Annotated in this window: 14 protein-coding genes; 4 read left to right on the top strand and 10 right to left on the bottom strand. The window is 48.1% G+C overall.

The annotated features are described in order from the left end of the window. Nucleotides 1-14 precede the first annotated feature (14 nt). Nucleotides 15-1382, bottom strand: coding sequence for a Gfo/Idh/MocA family oxidoreductase (locus O3C43_17115; protein MDA1068211.1), 1368 nt, complete (start codon nucleotides 1380-1382; stop codon nucleotides 15-17). Nucleotides 1383-1587: 205 nt separating this feature from the next. On the opposite strand from O3C43_17115, the gene O3C43_17110 reads away from it, so the two are divergent. After that, nucleotides 1588-2100 carry a transposase gene (locus O3C43_17110; protein MDA1068210.1) on the top strand — a complete coding sequence of 171 codons (513 nt, stop codon included), beginning with the start codon at nucleotides 1588-1590 and terminating at the stop codon, nucleotides 2098-2100. Between the two features lie 124 nt (nucleotides 2101-2224). Here O3C43_17110 and O3C43_17105 read toward each other — a convergent pair whose 3' ends face one another. From O3C43_17105 to O3C43_17095, 3 genes are read right to left on the bottom strand one after another with little or no spacing between them, the layout of a single operon-like run. Then, a complete protein-coding gene (locus tag O3C43_17105) occupies nucleotides 2225-2644 on the bottom strand; it encodes a GNAT family N-acetyltransferase (protein MDA1068209.1) in 420 nt (139 codons plus the stop codon). Nucleotides 2645-2647: 3 nt separating this feature from the next. Then, on the bottom strand, nucleotides 2648-4063 hold the full coding sequence (locus O3C43_17100) for a sulfatase (protein MDA1068208.1): 1416 nt from the start codon (nucleotides 4061-4063) through the stop codon (nucleotides 2648-2650). A gap of 9 nt (nucleotides 4064-4072) precedes the next feature. After that, complete coding sequence (locus O3C43_17095) at nucleotides 4073-5188, bottom strand: Sb-PDE family phosphodiesterase (protein MDA1068207.1); 1116 nt, start codon at nucleotides 5186-5188, stop codon at nucleotides 4073-4075. A 138-nt stretch (nucleotides 5189-5326) separates the two neighbouring features. Between O3C43_17095 and O3C43_17090 the strand changes: the two genes are divergently transcribed. Then, nucleotides 5327-6808: an alpha/beta hydrolase gene (locus O3C43_17090; GenBank protein ID MDA1068206.1), complete on the top strand. Its 1482-nt coding sequence runs from the start codon at nucleotides 5327-5329 to the stop codon at nucleotides 6806-6808. 39 nt (nucleotides 6809-6847) lie between these two features. Here the strand turns inward: O3C43_17090 and O3C43_17085 are convergent, their stop codons facing one another. Further along, on the bottom strand, nucleotides 6848-7696 hold the full coding sequence (locus O3C43_17085; GenBank protein MDA1068205.1) for a peptidylprolyl isomerase: 849 nt from the start codon (nucleotides 7694-7696) through the stop codon (nucleotides 6848-6850). Between the two features lie 709 nt (nucleotides 7697-8405). On the opposite strand from O3C43_17085, the gene O3C43_17080 reads away from it, so the two are divergent. After that, nucleotides 8406-9734, top strand: a complete 1329-nt coding sequence (locus O3C43_17080) for a starvation-sensing protein RspA (protein ID MDA1068204.1) — start codon at nucleotides 8406-8408, stop codon at nucleotides 9732-9734. A 14-nt stretch (nucleotides 9735-9748) separates the two neighbouring features. On the opposite strand, the gene O3C43_17075 is transcribed toward O3C43_17080, so the two are convergent. Continuing rightward, nucleotides 9749-10243, bottom strand: coding sequence for an FKBP-type peptidyl-prolyl cis-trans isomerase (locus O3C43_17075; GenBank protein ID MDA1068203.1), 495 nt, complete (start codon nucleotides 10241-10243; stop codon nucleotides 9749-9751). Nucleotides 10244-10312: 69 nt separating this feature from the next. Then, nucleotides 10313-11890, bottom strand: a complete 1578-nt coding sequence (locus tag O3C43_17070) for an alkaline phosphatase D family protein (GenBank protein MDA1068202.1) — start codon at nucleotides 11888-11890, stop codon at nucleotides 10313-10315. A 177-nt stretch (nucleotides 11891-12067) separates the two neighbouring features. Here O3C43_17070 and pepF point away from each other — a divergent pair, with 177 nt between their 5' ends. Continuing rightward, the gene (gene pepF, locus O3C43_17065) at nucleotides 12068-13960 is read left to right on the top strand and encodes an oligoendopeptidase F (protein ID MDA1068201.1); all 1893 of its coding nucleotides are present in this window, start codon (nucleotides 12068-12070) and stop codon (nucleotides 13958-13960) included. Nucleotides 13961-14036: 76 nt separating this feature from the next. Here pepF and O3C43_17060 read toward each other — a convergent pair whose 3' ends face one another. From O3C43_17060 to O3C43_17050, 3 genes are all read right to left on the bottom strand, one after another. Then, nucleotides 14037-15017, bottom strand: coding sequence for a transposase (locus O3C43_17060; protein ID MDA1068200.1), 981 nt, complete (start codon nucleotides 15015-15017; stop codon nucleotides 14037-14039). Between the two features lie 66 nt (nucleotides 15018-15083). Continuing rightward, nucleotides 15084-15344, bottom strand: coding sequence for a DUF2442 domain-containing protein (locus tag O3C43_17055; protein ID MDA1068199.1), 261 nt, complete (start codon nucleotides 15342-15344; stop codon nucleotides 15084-15086). After that, a complete protein-coding gene (locus O3C43_17050; protein MDA1068198.1) occupies nucleotides 15341-15598 on the bottom strand; it encodes a DUF4160 domain-containing protein in 258 nt (85 codons plus the stop codon). Before O3C43_17050 ends, O3C43_17055 begins: the two co-directional genes overlap by 4 nt. Nucleotides 15599-16005: the final 407 nt, after the last annotated feature.

The following is a 16005-nucleotide window of genomic DNA, read 5'->3' as shown; positions in this document are numbered from 1 at the left end:
GGTTCCCCCGTGTTTTAAACCCGATCAGGATGCGGATGCACCCAAGGCTTGCGATAAGGACGAGCAAGCAAGGCGTTCGCTTCCTTATCACCCTTGACCAACCCGGCTTTGTTATCCCACTCCAGGGTGCGTCCGAGTTGCATCGCGTTATTGGCAAGAATACAGGCTATCGTTGAATCGGCTCCGTGTTGAATATCGGCGACTGGGCGGCTTCGTTTATCCACCGCTTTTAAAAAGTCCAACATGTGCCAGCGAACCGCCGATGCTACATGCTTTTCCAAGCGTGGCTCTGTGCGATCGATGGGATACTGTTCATACTCAAAAAGAGGCGTCCCACTCAGTGCAGGCGTTTTTTCACCGCGCTTAAAGAACTCATACTTGTGGACACTCAATTTCAGAGTCCCCTTTTCGCCATAAATGATTCCTGCCCATGGGTAATCCGGGTCGGGTGCATCTCCCCAGCTTCGGTGATTCCAGACGACGTTCATCTCGGGAAACTCAAACGCCGCCGTCTGTGTATCGGCCGTAGTTGCACGTGCCGTCTTGTCCATGTAGATTCCACCCGTGGAACTCACTGAGGTCGGCATCCCCAGGTCCAGCATCCAACGGACCATATCCAACATGTGAACACACATGTCCCCCATGATCCCGTTACAGTATTCCATATAAGCACGCCAGCTACCGGGATGAATGATCTGATTAAACGGTTGCATGGGTGCAGGTCCGGTCCACATGTCAAAATCGAGATGCGTCGGTGCAGGAATGTCGGGGGCCTGCTCCTTGGTCAGGTTCTTTCTCATGTGGTAGTAACAGCAGACATCGGCATGAGAAATTTTTCCAAGAAGCCCTTCCTTGATAACGCGATCACGGGCCTCGATCAGATGGGGAGTGCTACGCCGCTGGGTACCGACTTGAACTACACGATCATACTTCCGCGCCGCCGCAACCATGGCTTGGCTCTCAACCACATCGACACCTGTGGGCTTTTGCACCCATACGTCGGCTCCACCTTGTACTGCCTCAATCATCGGTAGGGCATGCCAATGGTCAGGCGTGTCGATGATAACAATATCAAAGTCTTTTTCCTTAAGCAGTTTTCGGTAGTCTGAAAAAATGCGTGGCCGTTTGCCGGAAAGCTGACGACCGGCGATCTGGTCCGCAGCGTCATTGGCCATAACCGAATCAACGTCACACACGGAAACCACTTCGACCGGAGCCACCTGGATCATACGAAACAAATCGAGTTTCCCGTACCACCCCGGGCCAATCAAAGCCACCCGCTTTTTAATATCGATAAAGTCCGAAGAAAAACTCCTAAGAGTCGGCAGGGTTGCAAAAGCAAAGGCAGCGGAGGTGGCTTTAAGGAACTGACGTCTATTCATGCGCAAAATCTAGTGGCCTTCGCTAAGAGCTGACAAGCTTGCAGATTGGTCCACCGTAGAATTATGTAGGAGTAGTTTCAGCTGCGAAACGCCTATCCCAGAAAATCGCAGTTGAAGCAGTTCCTACATAACTAAACAAATTGACTATGGTATGTATTGATCTCCGAGGTAACCACATTGTATTCTAAACGAAACACATTCCTGGATGTCGGAAACAAACAGACGAAGACAATCAACATTAAGGCGAGGAAGATTCTCCCAAGAAAACGCCAGGTACTTTGTCACCGTCTGTAGCAAAAATCGCCGTCAGATGCTATGCGAAGACGAAGTTCCGGAAATAATTTTCAAGAGCCTGACGGATATGAAAGATGTTTTCAACTTGATCGCTTTGGTTGTGATGCCTGATCACCTGCACTTTATCATTAAATTGAAGGAAAGAACACTAGCCGAATGTATTCAGATGATTAAAGGAGTGACAGCATTTAAAATTATTCAATGTCGAAACCAGAAAGGCTCGGTTTGGCAAAGAGGATATTACGACCACAAATTTAGAACTGACGATGATTTGGGACCTATATTACACTACATGTGGAACAATCCAAATCCGCCAGGAACCCATTTTCGCTGCAACAAAGAGGATTGGATTTGGTTCAAAAGTATTGTTACCGAGGATATCAATTATCCTACTTGGTTGAGCGAGCATCCGATGGGCGTTTAATAAAAAATAGAAAACGGATAGATCGACAAGCCTACTCCCTTTTAAAATGCCGCGTGCATTTAATACATAAGCTGCTTTAGCTGCGATTGAAATTCTTTGACGCACGAATCGCAGCTAAAGCAGCCTACATATCCAACGCCCAGCGCCAGACAGATCCATCCTCTGGATCAATCGCTTCGCCAATAAATTCAAATCCGAGTCGCTTGAGAATCGTTGTAGACGCACTTTCCTCTTTAAGGGTATGGGCAATCAGCCGTTTATCCTCATCAGACCGGAAAGCGATAGCGAGTAGGCCACGAGCCATTTCTGTTGCGTAGCCCTGCCCCTCGTATTTCTGGAAAGTAAAATAGGCTATCTCAACAACTCCCTCGTCGGATGGCTCGCCCTTGAAGCCACAGACTCCGATAACTTCATCTTCGTCGAAACCAACATAACCGGTCCAGGGCACACGCGTTGCTGCCAGTTCAAGCATTTCCTCAGCAAGACGTTTTTTAATGGCTTTGTTTTCCAGAAACCCTCCAATTGGTTTTAGGACGACAGCCACGTTTTAGTATGTATCCGCGTCCTTGAGTCGCTCGTCCAATTGAGCAACCAGCGATTGGATGAGGTCTGGATTCGTACCGGCTAAATTGACGGTCTCTGCGTCCGGCAGCTGATGGTCATATAATTCGTAGAATCCATTTCTGTGATCGATTAAACGATACCTGTCCGTGCGAATAGTGCGTCCACCTTTGTGAAAATAACTAACAGCCGTATGTCCTTCGCCTTTCGGGTTTTCCAATAGAGGGTTTAAGGAAATACCATGAAGCCCTTCGGGCGCGGGCAAACCGGCCAACTCGCACATGGTGGGGAAAACATCCAGGGTTTCCACCATGGCATTCGTCGGTTCTCCGGCATGCTTCATTCCGGGTATTGAAATAATCAGAGGCGAATGCAGAGACTCTTCGAACAACGCGTGTTTACCCCAAATGGAATGTTCACCGAGGTGCCAACCATGGTCTCCCCAAAGCGCGACAATCGTATCATCACGCAGATCTAATGCCTCGAGCTGAGCAATCAACTTCCCCACCAAAGCGTCGACGTAGGAAATACATGCCGCATAATGTTTACGGACGAGGATCGCAAATTCGGGATCGGTTAGCGGGTTCTTTCCCCACATATTGTATTTCATGAATTCACCTGATTTATGCCAAGTGGTTCTGCGATCCGGTTGCTCCGGGTGAGCTATCACCGGCAAGGTGGCATCCGCATAATGCTCCATATACTCAGCCGGCGCGCCAAAAGGTAAATGAGGCCGAATGATACCAACCGCGAGGAAGAATGGCTTATCATCGGCCGCGAGCATTTTCATTTGCTTCAATCCTTCTTCAACAATCAGTCCATCCGGATAAATCGTATCGGGCCCCGGTGTTGATTGGTGCACATCCATATCTTCCGCTTTCCCACGAATTTCACCATTGGATAATCCATGCATCGATCCACGAGGATGCTGCCAGGGACCATCCGGACTGATATGGCGATCCCAGGAGTTGGGCATCTCGGGAATGGAATCATCATTCCAATCATCTCCTCCTCTTCCACCGGGATGGTGACTGACTTTTCCTACCGATACGGTGGTGTATCCGTTTTGCCGAAACCAGGCCGGCATACTTGGAACCACATTGGAATCCTTTTTCATACGCTTGGCTCGATCAAAGAGGTCGTTGTTCGTACCGGAACCATACCTACCTGTCAGTAACGTGTAGCGGGAAGCTCCGCAGGTCGGCGCCTGCACATAATGTTTGAAAAACGGTCGACCCGTCGAAGCCAGTTTGTCGATATTGGGCGAATGAATATAATCCTTGCCGAAACTTTTGAGCTCAGGGCGCAGATCGTCCACGCAGATCAATAGCACATTTGGACGGTCTGCAGCGTTTAATGACAAACAGCCTAACAGGCTAACTAGGAAAAGAAGTTTTCGCATAATAAAGAATTACTTCGAGTCGACGGTTACCGGGATGGTGATCTCAGGATGTTTTCCCGGAGCGGTGATTACATTCAAAGCTTTAAATTTGAGTTCGAACTCTGATTTTCGCTGAAGGGTTTTCACTTGAATAGCAGTATCGTCCATGGCCTTGACAGTCACCACATCCCCATGGGTTTGAAAATTGTAATCTGAAACATTCTCGAGTATGTAGCTAACACTCGTTGCATTCCGAAGGGTGACCAAAACAACCGATGATTCCCGCAGGTAGGTAGCCGCAACGGAAACCAGAGACGCTTCAACTACCGGAACGACATGCTCGGGACGTCCGATTAAAGTATCGTTGATGACTGCGATTGTTCGTCGATCATCCAAGGCCTCGCGAATACTTTCGGCAGTGCGTTCCTTGGCAAGCACCAACGACAGCGGTCGATGGCCGCCAGCAGGTACATCGTATTGCCAATCGATAAGTCCGTGGATGTCGGAGGTGCCAATTATGGCGAGATTATGGTCAAGTGCGATTTGAAGAGCTTCATCGGAATAGGTGTCCTCATTGACTACTTCGATTCCATGCAAGAGTCCGTCAGCAATCAATTGCTCATGCATCGGCGTTAATTCAGCGATTCCATCATCGTCCTGCCCAATCCACATAGGATGATTCCAGAAAATAAAACCACCCTGTTCGTTAGCCGCACGGTAGGAATCAATAGGATCATCCACCCACACTTTATTGGTATCGGTTATAAAAATCGCATTGGCGTGACCCGGTGGCATTGAACGGGTTATTTCGGTTCCCTGGATAACAATAAGTTCCGTTCCTTTTGCCGCCTTGACTGCCTCCTCGTGAGATCGGCTACGGTCGGGCATTGGAATATCCGCGCCATGTTTTAATTTTTCCAAATGGTCAGTGATGGAGATCGCATCCAGATTATCTTTCAAAGCCTCCTCCACCCGGATACTCGGCCAAACATTGCCGTCCGAGAATACGGTGTGCATATGGAAATCGCACTTGAGTGTGTAGTAACCAGGCACGTCCGGGAACTGAAGTTTACGGGTAAGGTTCAGCGCCGTATGCGCATGAGCGACGCATGCAGTGAGTAGAAACAATAAGATGTAGAATTTCATTTTAGGGTAGTGATTTAAAGAAGTCTTAGCAGCGAGTTGATCATAAACAAGCGTGAAGGCCAATTAACGCAGAATTATTGGACGCTTTCAGCTAACTTCTCTCTTTTCTCTTTTATCAATTGAGCCACACTAGCAGTTATGAATCTACCCCGTTTTGTTCTCCTAAGTATCTTCACCGCCGCAAACTTATCTGCTGCCGACTCCCTCTACTTCCGTGAAGATTGGAAAGAGATCCCCTTTGCGCTGCCGATCACTCCAGCCCACGTCAACAACCCAGACCTGCGCATGGAGACGCATGGCCCCGGTAGATTGGGTATCAAAAAGTCCCACCACGAAGAGAAAGAAAACGATCCGTTTTATATTTGGTCTGGCCAATGCAAGATGTCATGGGCGCTTTCTCTGAGAAAACAGGCTAAGCTAGTCGATCTATCATCGAACACAGCCAAAGTCAGTTGGCGCAGCCGGCAGAGTGGTGGACGGCAGTTATATCTTCTCATTAAACTGCCTGGAGAGCGATGGTTTGTAAGTGAGCAATTCGACAAAGGAGAAGATGAATGGCACGACCACAGTTTTAAGATCAAGGACCTGAGCTGGAGGCATTTTAGTATTATCAAATGCGTAGCCGAGGAAAAGGTGAAGGCTCCGGATTTGAGGGAAATTGAACAAATCGGATTTACCGATCAAGTCGCGGGGAATGGGAGTAAGTTTTCTTCAAGACTCGATTGGATCGAAGTCTATGGAAAAGAAAAGGCAGCGCCGCGCGTTCCTCAGCCCGCAGTCAAGTCATCTCCTGTTAAAAAAGAGCTTCCCGCCGGTGTGGAAGCTCATGGAAATCTGGTCTATGCAAGCTATGGAGATCGTGAATTGACCCTCGATCTCTATCAACCCAAAGGTCCGCAGGGTCCCTTACCCGCTATTATTTTTATCCATGGTGGGGGTTTCTACAAAGGCGACCCGAGTAGCTACACTGCTATGGCGATTGAGTTGGCTGAGGATGGCTATGTAACCATGAACATGTTTTACCGCCTGTCGGGAGAAGCACCCTTCCCCGCTGCCATTCAGGATTGCAAAGCCGCCGTTCGCTGGGCTCGGGCAAACGCCAGAAAATACAATATTGATCCGAATCGGATTGGTTCGGTTGGCGGTTCAGCCGGAGGTCACCTATCGGGCCTCCTCGGTACAAGTGGACCAGCCACTTACCTGGAAGGCCTGGTAGGTCACGAACATCAATCCAGCCAGATTCAGGCCTGTGTTGTCATGGCCGGTGGCATGGATTGGAGAACTGAAGAAGCTCAAGCAACAGCAGCGGAAGATCCTCGACGCAGAATCCAAACTTTTCTGAACGGTACTTACAAAACGGCCACCCAGACCTACCACAACGCCTCACCCGTATTTCATGTTTCAAAAGCAACAGCACCGATGTGTTTCATGGATGGCGAATTCGACTTACCTGGGACACGTTATCCGGAAATAATCAGCGAGCTGAATTCACGCGGCATTTACAACGAATCGCATGTCATTGAAAAAGCACCTCACGCTTTCTGGTCCTCGCATCCTTTCTTCGAACCGGCCACTGAAATCCTCATTAAGTTCTTTGATCGAACTCTTCGGAAGAGGTGAGTCGATTGATTCAATAAAAACCAAAGATAATTTGGATAATTATATACGATCGATCGTCATTGAAATGATCGTCACATTTTCGACCGGCTTGTCGCTAGCGCCTTTCTCAACGTCTTGAATAGCGAGAACGACATCCATGCCTTCGACCACTTTACCGAAAACGGTGTGTTTTCCGTTCAACCATTCAGCGCCTCCTTCTTTAGTGACTATAAAGAATTGGGAACCATTCGTGTTGGGTCCGGAATTTGCCATGCAAAGGGTTCCATAGGCAACTTCTCCAATTAAAGCAGGTTCTCCAGTAATAGGATCGAGCTCCTTTTCAAAGCGAGTGATTGGATCCGTGGTTCCCATTAACTCCTGGAGTTGTTCCACCGTCATTCCAACCATGGGTCTAAAAGATCTCTGAGCATTCATCGTTCCAAAAAGTTCGGCAATGCCCGGAATGGGGCTATTTCCTCTGTACTCCTGAATATGCGGAAGAATAAGACTATTGAATACATCAGCAGCGGCTTCCTCGTCTTGTATCTCGCCGGAAACAGGCACCAGTTTCCCGGCATAGGTCTCGTCCTGAAATTGGTATCCGGGTCCACCTGTTCCTGTTCCTTGAGGACAGCCACCTTGAATCATGAAATCTTTTATAACCCGATGGAAAGTGAGCCCGTCATAAAAGGGAGTATTCATTATGCTACCATCCATAGCAGTCCAGGCTTTCGTCCCAGTCGCCAAACCGGTGAAATTCTCAACCGTAATAGGAGTGGTCTCCTCGAAGAGCTCCATCACAACCGTGCCATGATTCGTAACCATGGTGGCAACCAGCGTTTTGGGCTTTTTAGAACAGGCAGCGAATAACAATACCGTTGATATCACTGATAGGGAGAAAACTTTCATGATTGAATTCATAATGAGTAGCGGAAACTAATCGAGCTTACGTCTTGGGCAATTAAAAATTATCTGGTTACAATCTCTCGTACTAGAACTTAGAACAGCCAAGCCGCAACCAACGTTTAATTCGACCACAGGTTGCTCTGATAAGCACAGATTTTGTAATGATTCCTTAACCACGAATGGACAATTGACACGAATCAGAAGGTAGGTATCGATCGCCGAGTCCGATATCCTGAAAGGTTGGTTCGCTTATTACCAATCAACTTCAAAGATGCCAAGCTGGGGCTTGGCGTTCCCGGGGGAAATGCAGTTTCGGATTTCGGGTCTGATTCTTTGACTGAATAAATGATTCTGTACCCATGATTCTGTGAAAAAGAAATGCTTTCAGGTTTTCGCGTATTTCAGCGCTTTTCGTAGTTAAAGAATTTTTCTTCGAACTTCTTTTAATACTGTTTAACTCTGATGAGCAGAGAAGTTGTAGTAGATTCTTAACCACGAATTGTTGAACAGGAGTCAACTGAAAGTAGCAGCGTGAAAACTGTGCTTAAAAACAATATTCTAACGCATAATTAGTACAGATAGGCATTGATGCTTTTTTTCTGATTTGTTATCAGCGTCAGTCGGTGTTATCAGTGGTTAATTTTAAGATCTTGCTGTTTTGACAGACGGTCCAGAACGTAGATCCTGAATTCCACCAACCCCAGTACCCCATATGAAAAGAAGAGCGTTTCTCAAAACAGGAAGTATCGCAGCTTTGACCGCTGCAGGCATAGCCAACGTCAAGGCAGCGTCTCATGCTGCAAAACCTTCGATGGAGCCGATCAAGATCACCAAGATTAAAGTGATCATGACCGCACCGGAGCGATCGCATCTGGTGGTTGTGAAAGTAGAAACCAGCGATCCCGGACTCTATGGCTGGGGCTGTGCGACCTTCACGCAACGAGCACTCACGGTAAAAACCGCAATCGAGGAATATCTTGCCCCTTTCATGCTCGGGAAGAATCCCGACAATATCGAAGGACTCTGGCAATCCATGTATGTCAGCAGTTACTGGCGCAACGGTCCCGTTCTCAACAACGCGATCAGCGGCATCGAAATGGCGCTCTGGGACATCAAAGGCAAACGAGCGGGCATGCCGGTTTATCAACTCCTCGGTGGCAAAGCCCGATTTGCCGCAGACCTGTACGCGCATGCCAGCGGCAGCACCTTTGAGGAAGTGGAGGATAGCGTTCGTCGTTGGATGGAAAAAGGCTATCGTCACGTCCGCGCACAATTTTCTGCCCGCAGGGGAGGTTCGTATGGTTCGGGTGGATTCGATCCGAAAGAACACCCCAATCTGCCCGCTGACACCCAGCTCTTTGAGCCCGACAAGTATGTGAGAATGATGCCCCAGATGTTTGAACACCTGCGGGATAAGCTCGGGTTTGATGTCCATCTGCTGCATGACACCCACGAACGCATCAGCAACTCGCAAGCACTCTACCTGGGTAAAGCATTCGAACCCTACGAACTCTTTTTCTGGGAGGATCCACTGTCGCCTGAAGGAGAAGATTTTTTCAAACAGCTCAGAGCCCACACCATCACTCCCATTGCAATGGGTGAGTTATTCAACAACCCGAATGAGTGGCACGACATCATTAAAAATCAGTACATCGATTTCATACGCGTTCATCTGTCCCAAATCGGAGGCCTGCTTCCGGGAAGGAAACTGGCGGCTTTTGCCGAAGCTTTCGGAGTAAGAACCGCCTGGCACGGTCCCGGCGACAACTCACCCATTGGCCACGCCTGTGGTATAGCCCTGGACCTTGTTTGCCAAAACTTCGGCATCCAGGAGCAACACATTTTCAACGAACCCGCACAGGAAGTTTTCCAGGGCTGCCTTAAAATTGAAAACGGTTATTGCTACGCCAATGAAACTCCCGGCTGGGGAATCGAAGTCGATGAAGAACTGGCGAAGAAGTACCCGTGGAAAGGCCCCAACTCATTTGACTACCATTGGGGGCAAACGCGAAAACCGGACGGAAGTATTATAAAGCCGTAGATCCCGGAAGAACTCTACTCCTGAACATCGAGGATTTCGATTTCAAAAATAATAGTTGAATTTGGAGGAACTGCTTTGCCCGAGCCTTTTTGCCCATAGCCGAGATAGCTGGGGATATACACTTTGGCTTTCCCACCTAATCGAATATTCATGAGCGCTTCGGCAAATCCCGGAACAACGCTGCTGACGGAAAATGTAGCCGGTATACCTCGCTTATAAGAACTATCGAACAGCGTTCCGTCAGTCAGAAACCCGCTGTAATTAATTACTACAAGATCGGTTTGGGTCGGCAACCGGCCATAACCTTCGTCAAACATTTCAATCTGCAAACCGCTTGGTTTTACTTCCACCTCTGGCCGTTTGGCGTTTTCCACTAAAAATGGATCGGAGATCTGAGGACCTCTTTCGAACGATGCCTGCGGAGCCTTGGGTTTAAACTCAAATTCAAGACCTATCCCACATAGGGACTCACAAACCAGTATAAACAGTAGGGAAGTAATAAATCTCATTAATAAGCAAATTCTGTGATCTATTCCGTTGGCGACAACGCAAAAATACTCAACTTTCGCTGAGGCGAATTAAGCGCGATTCAGCTGAGGACGGCCTGATTCAACCACAAAGCTGGCGCGTGTATTAAGTGGAGCTCCTTGCCTTGTTACATAAGGAACGGTGCGATAATGAGTCGTCCATTGATGTTGAGTCACCTGACAACTCACGTAACCGCGCTCAGTATTGTGGTATTTTACAAAAGGATTTTCAGAGAGCAATTGCGATACCGTCGCAGGTTGATCTTTGCCATCCCCCCCGGATGAAATCGAAGTCCCCACAAATTCAGTAGCCACACTTTTAGAATCCAATCTTTCAGCATCTACAATTAATTCATTCGCCCAGTTCGAATGAATATCGCCGGTCAACACCACGGGATTAGAAATTTTTGCTTCATCGAAAAATTTCACGAGTTGCCGCCGTTCCATCTCGGCAGAGGGCCACTGATCCATGCTATGGGTAACCTCTTCTCCCACCGTTCGATCCACGCGTGCCATCATTACCTGCTGCGCCAGGACATTCCATTGCGCCTTTGAGGTTTCCATTCCAGACATCAGCCAATCTTTTTGTTTGCGGCCCAATAAGGTGTTACCGGGGTTGAGAGAATCGGGACAGGGAGGTTTGTTTTTATCACCACAAGGTTGATCCGTGCGATATTGTCGCGTATCGAGCACAAAGAAGTCTGCCAAATTGCCGAAAGGAACCCGTCGGTAAAGTTGCATATCCGGCCCTCGAGGAAGTTGGGCGCGACGCAACGGCATGACTTCGTAGTAGGCTTTGTAGGCATTGGCTCGCCGTTGCAGCAATTCTTCAGAACTAACCTCCGGCTGCTCAGAAATAGCATTTGCATAATTGTTATCCACTTCGTGGTCATCCCAGGTTACCAACCAGGGAGCGGCAGCGTGGGCTGCCTGGAGTGCTTGATCTGATTTATAAAGTGCATAACGATTCCGGTAATCCTCTACCGACATAATTTCCTCGCCTGTGTGTTTGCGGAGTCGGTCATCGATACCTTTGCCTTCGTAGATGTAGTCTCCCAGGTGAACAATGAGATCCAGATCCTCGCGGATCATGTGCTCATAGGCCGTGTAGTACCCGGTTTCATAATGCTGGCAGGAAGCGAATGCAAAATTCAGTTTGCCCGGGGACGATCCGGCCACCGGCATTGTTCTGGTACGACCTACCGGACTCGTTTCATTGCCGACCTTAAATTGATAATAATACCAACGATCGGGCAGTAATTTCTTCAACTCGACATGTACCGAATGCCCCCAGTCGGGAACGGCAACCGTGGTGCCTTTTTGCACAACTTTGGAGAAAGCTTCGTCATCGGCCACCTGCCAGGAAACTTCTACCGGCTCCATCGGCATGCCTCCACCTTCGAGTGGTAGCGGAGCCAAACGGGTCCATAATACCATCCCGTCGGGAGAAGGATCTCCTGAGGCAACTCCCAGTTGAAACGGATAAGCAGGAAAACTTGGATTCTTAAGAACTGGATCCTTCGTGCAGGATGACCAGGCAGCAGCCGCAGCGAGTGACCCCGTGTAACGCAAAAACTTGCGCCGATTGATCAGGTGGGAATCAGAAAGACAATAATAGGGCAAAGACATAGGGTATAGGGATGATTGAAGTTTAGTGCAATGGGTTCAGAATAAGATTCCAACTAAGTATACAGATAACTGAATCTGCCAATCTTGTTTAATAACCATTCGAAAAAAAATTGCAGGCATTGAACAAAACCGATCTTGCACTTGTCATTGGGCAAAATTTCCACCCACATAAATCGCATGCCAATCCATCATCCTTCCAAAGCCAGGAAACTTGGAATTATCCTGCTGTTAAATACGGTTGTATTCGCGCAGGCAACGTTCGCAGCCAGCCATGAATCCAAGGCGGATCCTTCCATTGAGTGGGATCTAACAGAGCTTTACGCCAACGATGAAGCATGGAATGAAGCACGCGAAGAAGTCCTGGGAAAACTGGATGCGCTCACAGCCAGGAAAGGAACACTGAGCAAGGGAACGAAGGCATTTTACGAAACGCTTCAGATGGTGTCGGACCTCTATAGAACAGCTGGGCGCGTCTACACCTATGCAAGTACACGCGCCGACGAAGATTTGCGTAACGCTCCGAATCAAGAGAAAGATCAGCTGGCCCAACAGATGTATAACCGACTAGGCGAAGCCGCCTCCTGGATTGATCCGGAGATTCTTGAGCTGGGTCGAAAAAAAATCGAATCCTACCAAAAAAAGGAACCGAAGCTGGCACCGTTTGCGCATCAATTGGACAATACTTTACGCAACGCTGACCATACCTTGGGACAGGAAGCAGAACAAATCCTTGCCGGAGCGGCACAACCCCTTCAAGCCGGTTACAATGTCTATGGCCTTCTCGCCAATGCCGAAATTCCCTGGCCGGAGATCGAGCTCTCTTCGGGAGAAAAAGCCACCATCAATTCACAGGGCTACTCCACTCACAGACAAAGTGAAAGCCGCGACGACCGAAAACTGGTCTTCGATTCTTATTGGGGCAAATGGGCGGAATACGAAAATACGATTGGCATGACCTTGAGCTCTCACATCCAGGGAGAGGTCTTTCTTTCAAAGGCACGTAATTATTCCAGCGTTCTGGAACGCGAATTGTTTTCCGACAATCTGCCCGAGGAGATCTACCGCACGCTGGTTCGTGAAGTGAACCATGCCCTCCCCACCCTGCACCGTTATTTCAAGTTACGGACACGCATGCTCAAGCTCGACCAGATGCATTATTATGACATCTATCCGCCGTTGGTTTCTTTGGACCAGGAATTCAACCTCGGGCAAGCCAAGGAAATGACTCTCGACGCCATGTCCATATTCGGGGACGGCTGGGTAAACATGCAAAAGCATGCCATGGATCAGCAATGGATGCATGTCTACCCACAACCCGGTAAACGCTCAGGCGCTTACCAGAATGGATCGGCTTACGATGTCCACCCCTACCTGTTGTTAAACTTCGACGGCACCTATGATGCGGTTTCGACCTTTGCGCATGAATGGGGTCATGGCATGCACACCCTGTACGCCAAGCAGGAGCAGCCATTCGAAACCGCCGATTACTCCACCTTCATCGCCGAAATTCCGTCCACCTCACTTGAACTTCTTCTTGAAGAGAACACGATCAAGAATGCCAGGACCGACGACGAACGGCTGTCCTATCTCGGCAACGGTCTGGAAGGCATGCGAGGCACCTTCTTCCGCCAAACCATGTTTGCCGAATTTGAACTCTCGCTCTACGAAGCCGTTGAACGCGGCGAAGCACTTTCCGGCGAAAAGATCACTTCCATGTATGCTGAGCTTGTTCGCCGCTACCACGGTCATGACGAAGGCGTTGTGATCATCGACGACGCATACACCCGCGAGTGGATGTTTATCCCGCACTTCTATTACAACATGTATGTTTATCAATACGCCACGTCCAAGACAGCTGGAACGGCACTCTATTACAATATGCAGAAAGAAGGTAAACCAGCCGTTAACCGTTTTATCCAACTCCTCAAAGACGGAGGTGCTGATTACCCACACGAACTTCTCAAAAAAGCCGGCGTCGATTTATCCAAACCTGAACCCTACCGCGCCTTGGTAAACAGAATGAACGCCATCATGGATCAGATGGAAGCCATCCTGGATAAATCAAAATAAAAGCAATAGAATAGGGTCAATGTTCATATTTCATATTCTGCAATTTAAAGGCATACTCACAAGCAATAGAATAGGGTCAATGTTCATATTTCATATTCTGCAATTTAAAGGCATACTCACAACTCGTTTCTTCTTCTCGTTGATAGCGTCCGCAGTTGTTGCTCACCACGTTAGGTGCTCCCATATTCAGGCGCTGACTCAACCAGGCATTCGGTACGGAAGAATTACGCTTAAGCTGAGTCGCGATTGCTAGTTTCCACCGTATCGAATAGGGACTACCCGGAATATCAGCTTCTTTTTGTTTCAGCGTCGATATCGCTGTTTTAACGTACTTCTCCCATTGTAGTTCATTGAACTCTTTCAGCTCTTTCTTCTCCATTCGCAGCAGCCCTTTTTTCGCAAAGTACTCGGCTGCGAGTTCTTCTTTGAATTCCTCACTTCCAACGCACCAGCCCGAATTAAGCTCCTCTTCTAGTTTAGCTTGTTCTTCGGGATTGGTTTCCATCCTGAGTTTTAAAAAATTCTGATAGCGAATCCAGCCGCCTTTGCTGTCATCACAATCCTCTAGATAGTCCATCCGGAAAGCATCCAGAAAAGAGGGCCGCGTCGCGCGTTTGGGGAAATGCCAGAGACTTGACCAGGCGTAACTGGAAAGGGACGCCGAATCTGCAAGGCCGGCACCGATTGGATTCAAGTGAATATAGTTAACCAATCTGAGCCAGTGTGCACCCGGCTCTACCACCAGAGACTTGAAGCGGCCTTGGAACAAATGACCGTTCACTTTGCGGTATTTGTGAAACCGCCCGGCGAAGGTCGCCCGTAACCAACGCATGCCTTCTGAGAGGTTTCCCTTGGGTGTTCCGATACAAAGATGGAAGTGGTTGGACAGAATACAAAAGGCATAGAGTCGCCAACCACTTCGTTGGCACGCTTCAAACAAGGTCTTCTGGAAAGAGATTCGAGCTCCCTCCGTTTCAAAAATAAAGCCACGGTAGTTGCCACGGTTGATAACATGGTAAAGACCATCGCTGCTTTCAATTCGAGGATTGCGGGCCATGCAAACAGATCAATCTAGAAACACCCGTCTGTCAAATATGAAATATGAACATTGACCCTATTCCTTCTATTGAGCACTCATCATTTTGTCGGGTGGCGTATGGACAATTCCAAGAAGTCCATCAATCGATAGGTCTTCATCGATGAGCGGCCAATGAATACCGTAACCCGAAGGAGACACTTCAAAATTGTTTCTTTCTTCGGCGGACGCTTTGCATAGTGGTTCAGAAATCTCCTCCAGCTTGAACTCGTGTCGCTTACCGTTGACGTCCAAGACTAATGTGGAATCTGTAAAGACGACCTGCTCAACTTCGTGATACTTTTTCATTTCTTCAACTTTCTTTGCCATTCATCCCACTGCACTTCGATATAATCAAAATTTTCAAGGATGATCTTACGTATACTTCTTCTTTCACTAGGTGTCAAATTGTAGGAATATGCTTCGTTAATGTCGAAATTCTCTCGATCCAGCCAAAACTTACATTCCATATCGCCCTTTGTGCAGTGGATGTGAATCGGTTCGTTGCCTTCATTCGCAAAAAAGTGCAATCGCCATCCAAAAATCACTAAAATTGTGGGCATCCGATAAGCTCAATGGGTTTGTCTTCGGCCTTCAATTCTTTTCGCATAACGGAGAAGTGAGCAATGCGGACTGAATCAGAGAGTAAAAACGTAAATAAATCGGTGTGTCCGCATTTGCTCAACCGTTGTTTTCGGCCATTGGTTTCGGATGGTTAGAGGTTTAATAATATACCGTATGTGGATTAATTGTCATCTACTACCCTATCAGGTTGTTCATGCCCAAAACCTCACGCTATTGAGCTGGGCGGGCTACTATGCAAATTGTGACTGGTCCGGTGATTGGATTGTGGAGATGCGTAAAAATTATGGTCAGGGGGCTTCGCTAAAAGGGTCAATCCAATACCTTTGTAGTAAGTTTATCGAAGTAGGGCTGCACCGAGGTGCGTTTCCCACGTAGAAATTCTGAT

Source organism: Verrucomicrobiota bacterium, from assembly GCA_027622555.1.
GTDB lineage: Bacteria > Verrucomicrobiota > Verrucomicrobiia > Opitutales > UBA2995 > UBA2995.
Note: the sequence above shows the minus strand (reverse complement) of the source record. Positions and strands in the feature narration are given on the sequence as shown.

Excerpts from the sequence above, each read along its gene's own strand:
- O3C43_17070 (MDA1068202.1), bottom strand. The coding sequence starts at position 11,890 with ATGTCTTTGCCCTATTATTGTCTTTCTGATTCCCACCTGATCAATCGG.
- O3C43_17110 (MDA1068210.1), top strand. The coding sequence starts at position 1,588 with ATGTCGGAAACAAACAGACGAAGACAATCAACATTAAGGCGAGGAAGA.
- O3C43_17085 (MDA1068205.1), bottom strand. The coding sequence starts at position 7,696 with ATGAAAGTTTTCTCCCTATCAGTGATATCAACGGTATTGTTATTCGCT.
- O3C43_17115 (MDA1068211.1), bottom strand. The coding sequence starts at position 1,382 with ATGAATAGACGTCAGTTCCTTAAAGCCACCTCCGCTGCCTTTGCTTTT.
- O3C43_17090 (MDA1068206.1), top strand. The coding sequence starts at position 5,327 with ATGAATCTACCCCGTTTTGTTCTCCTAAGTATCTTCACCGCCGCAAAC.
- O3C43_17100 (MDA1068208.1), bottom strand. The coding sequence starts at position 4,063 with ATGCGAAAACTTCTTTTCCTAGTTAGCCTGTTAGGCTGTTTGTCATTA.
- O3C43_17080 (MDA1068204.1), top strand. The coding sequence starts at position 8,406 with ATGAAAAGAAGAGCGTTTCTCAAAACAGGAAGTATCGCAGCTTTGACC.
- pepF (MDA1068201.1), top strand. The coding sequence starts at position 12,068 with ATGCCAATCCATCATCCTTCCAAAGCCAGGAAACTTGGAATTATCCTG.
- O3C43_17075 (MDA1068203.1), bottom strand. The coding sequence starts at position 10,243 with ATGAGATTTATTACTTCCCTACTGTTTATACTGGTTTGTGAGTCCCTA.
- O3C43_17050 (MDA1068198.1), bottom strand. The coding sequence starts at position 15,598 with ATGCCCACAATTTTAGTGATTTTTGGATGGCGATTGCACTTTTTTGCG.
- O3C43_17055 (MDA1068199.1), bottom strand. The coding sequence starts at position 15,344 with ATGAAAAAGTATCACGAAGTTGAGCAGGTCGTCTTTACAGATTCCACA.
- O3C43_17095 (MDA1068207.1), bottom strand. The coding sequence starts at position 5,188 with ATGAAATTCTACATCTTATTGTTTCTACTCACTGCATGCGTCGCTCAT.
- O3C43_17060 (MDA1068200.1), bottom strand. The coding sequence starts at position 15,017 with ATGGCCCGCAATCCTCGAATTGAAAGCAGCGATGGTCTTTACCATGTT.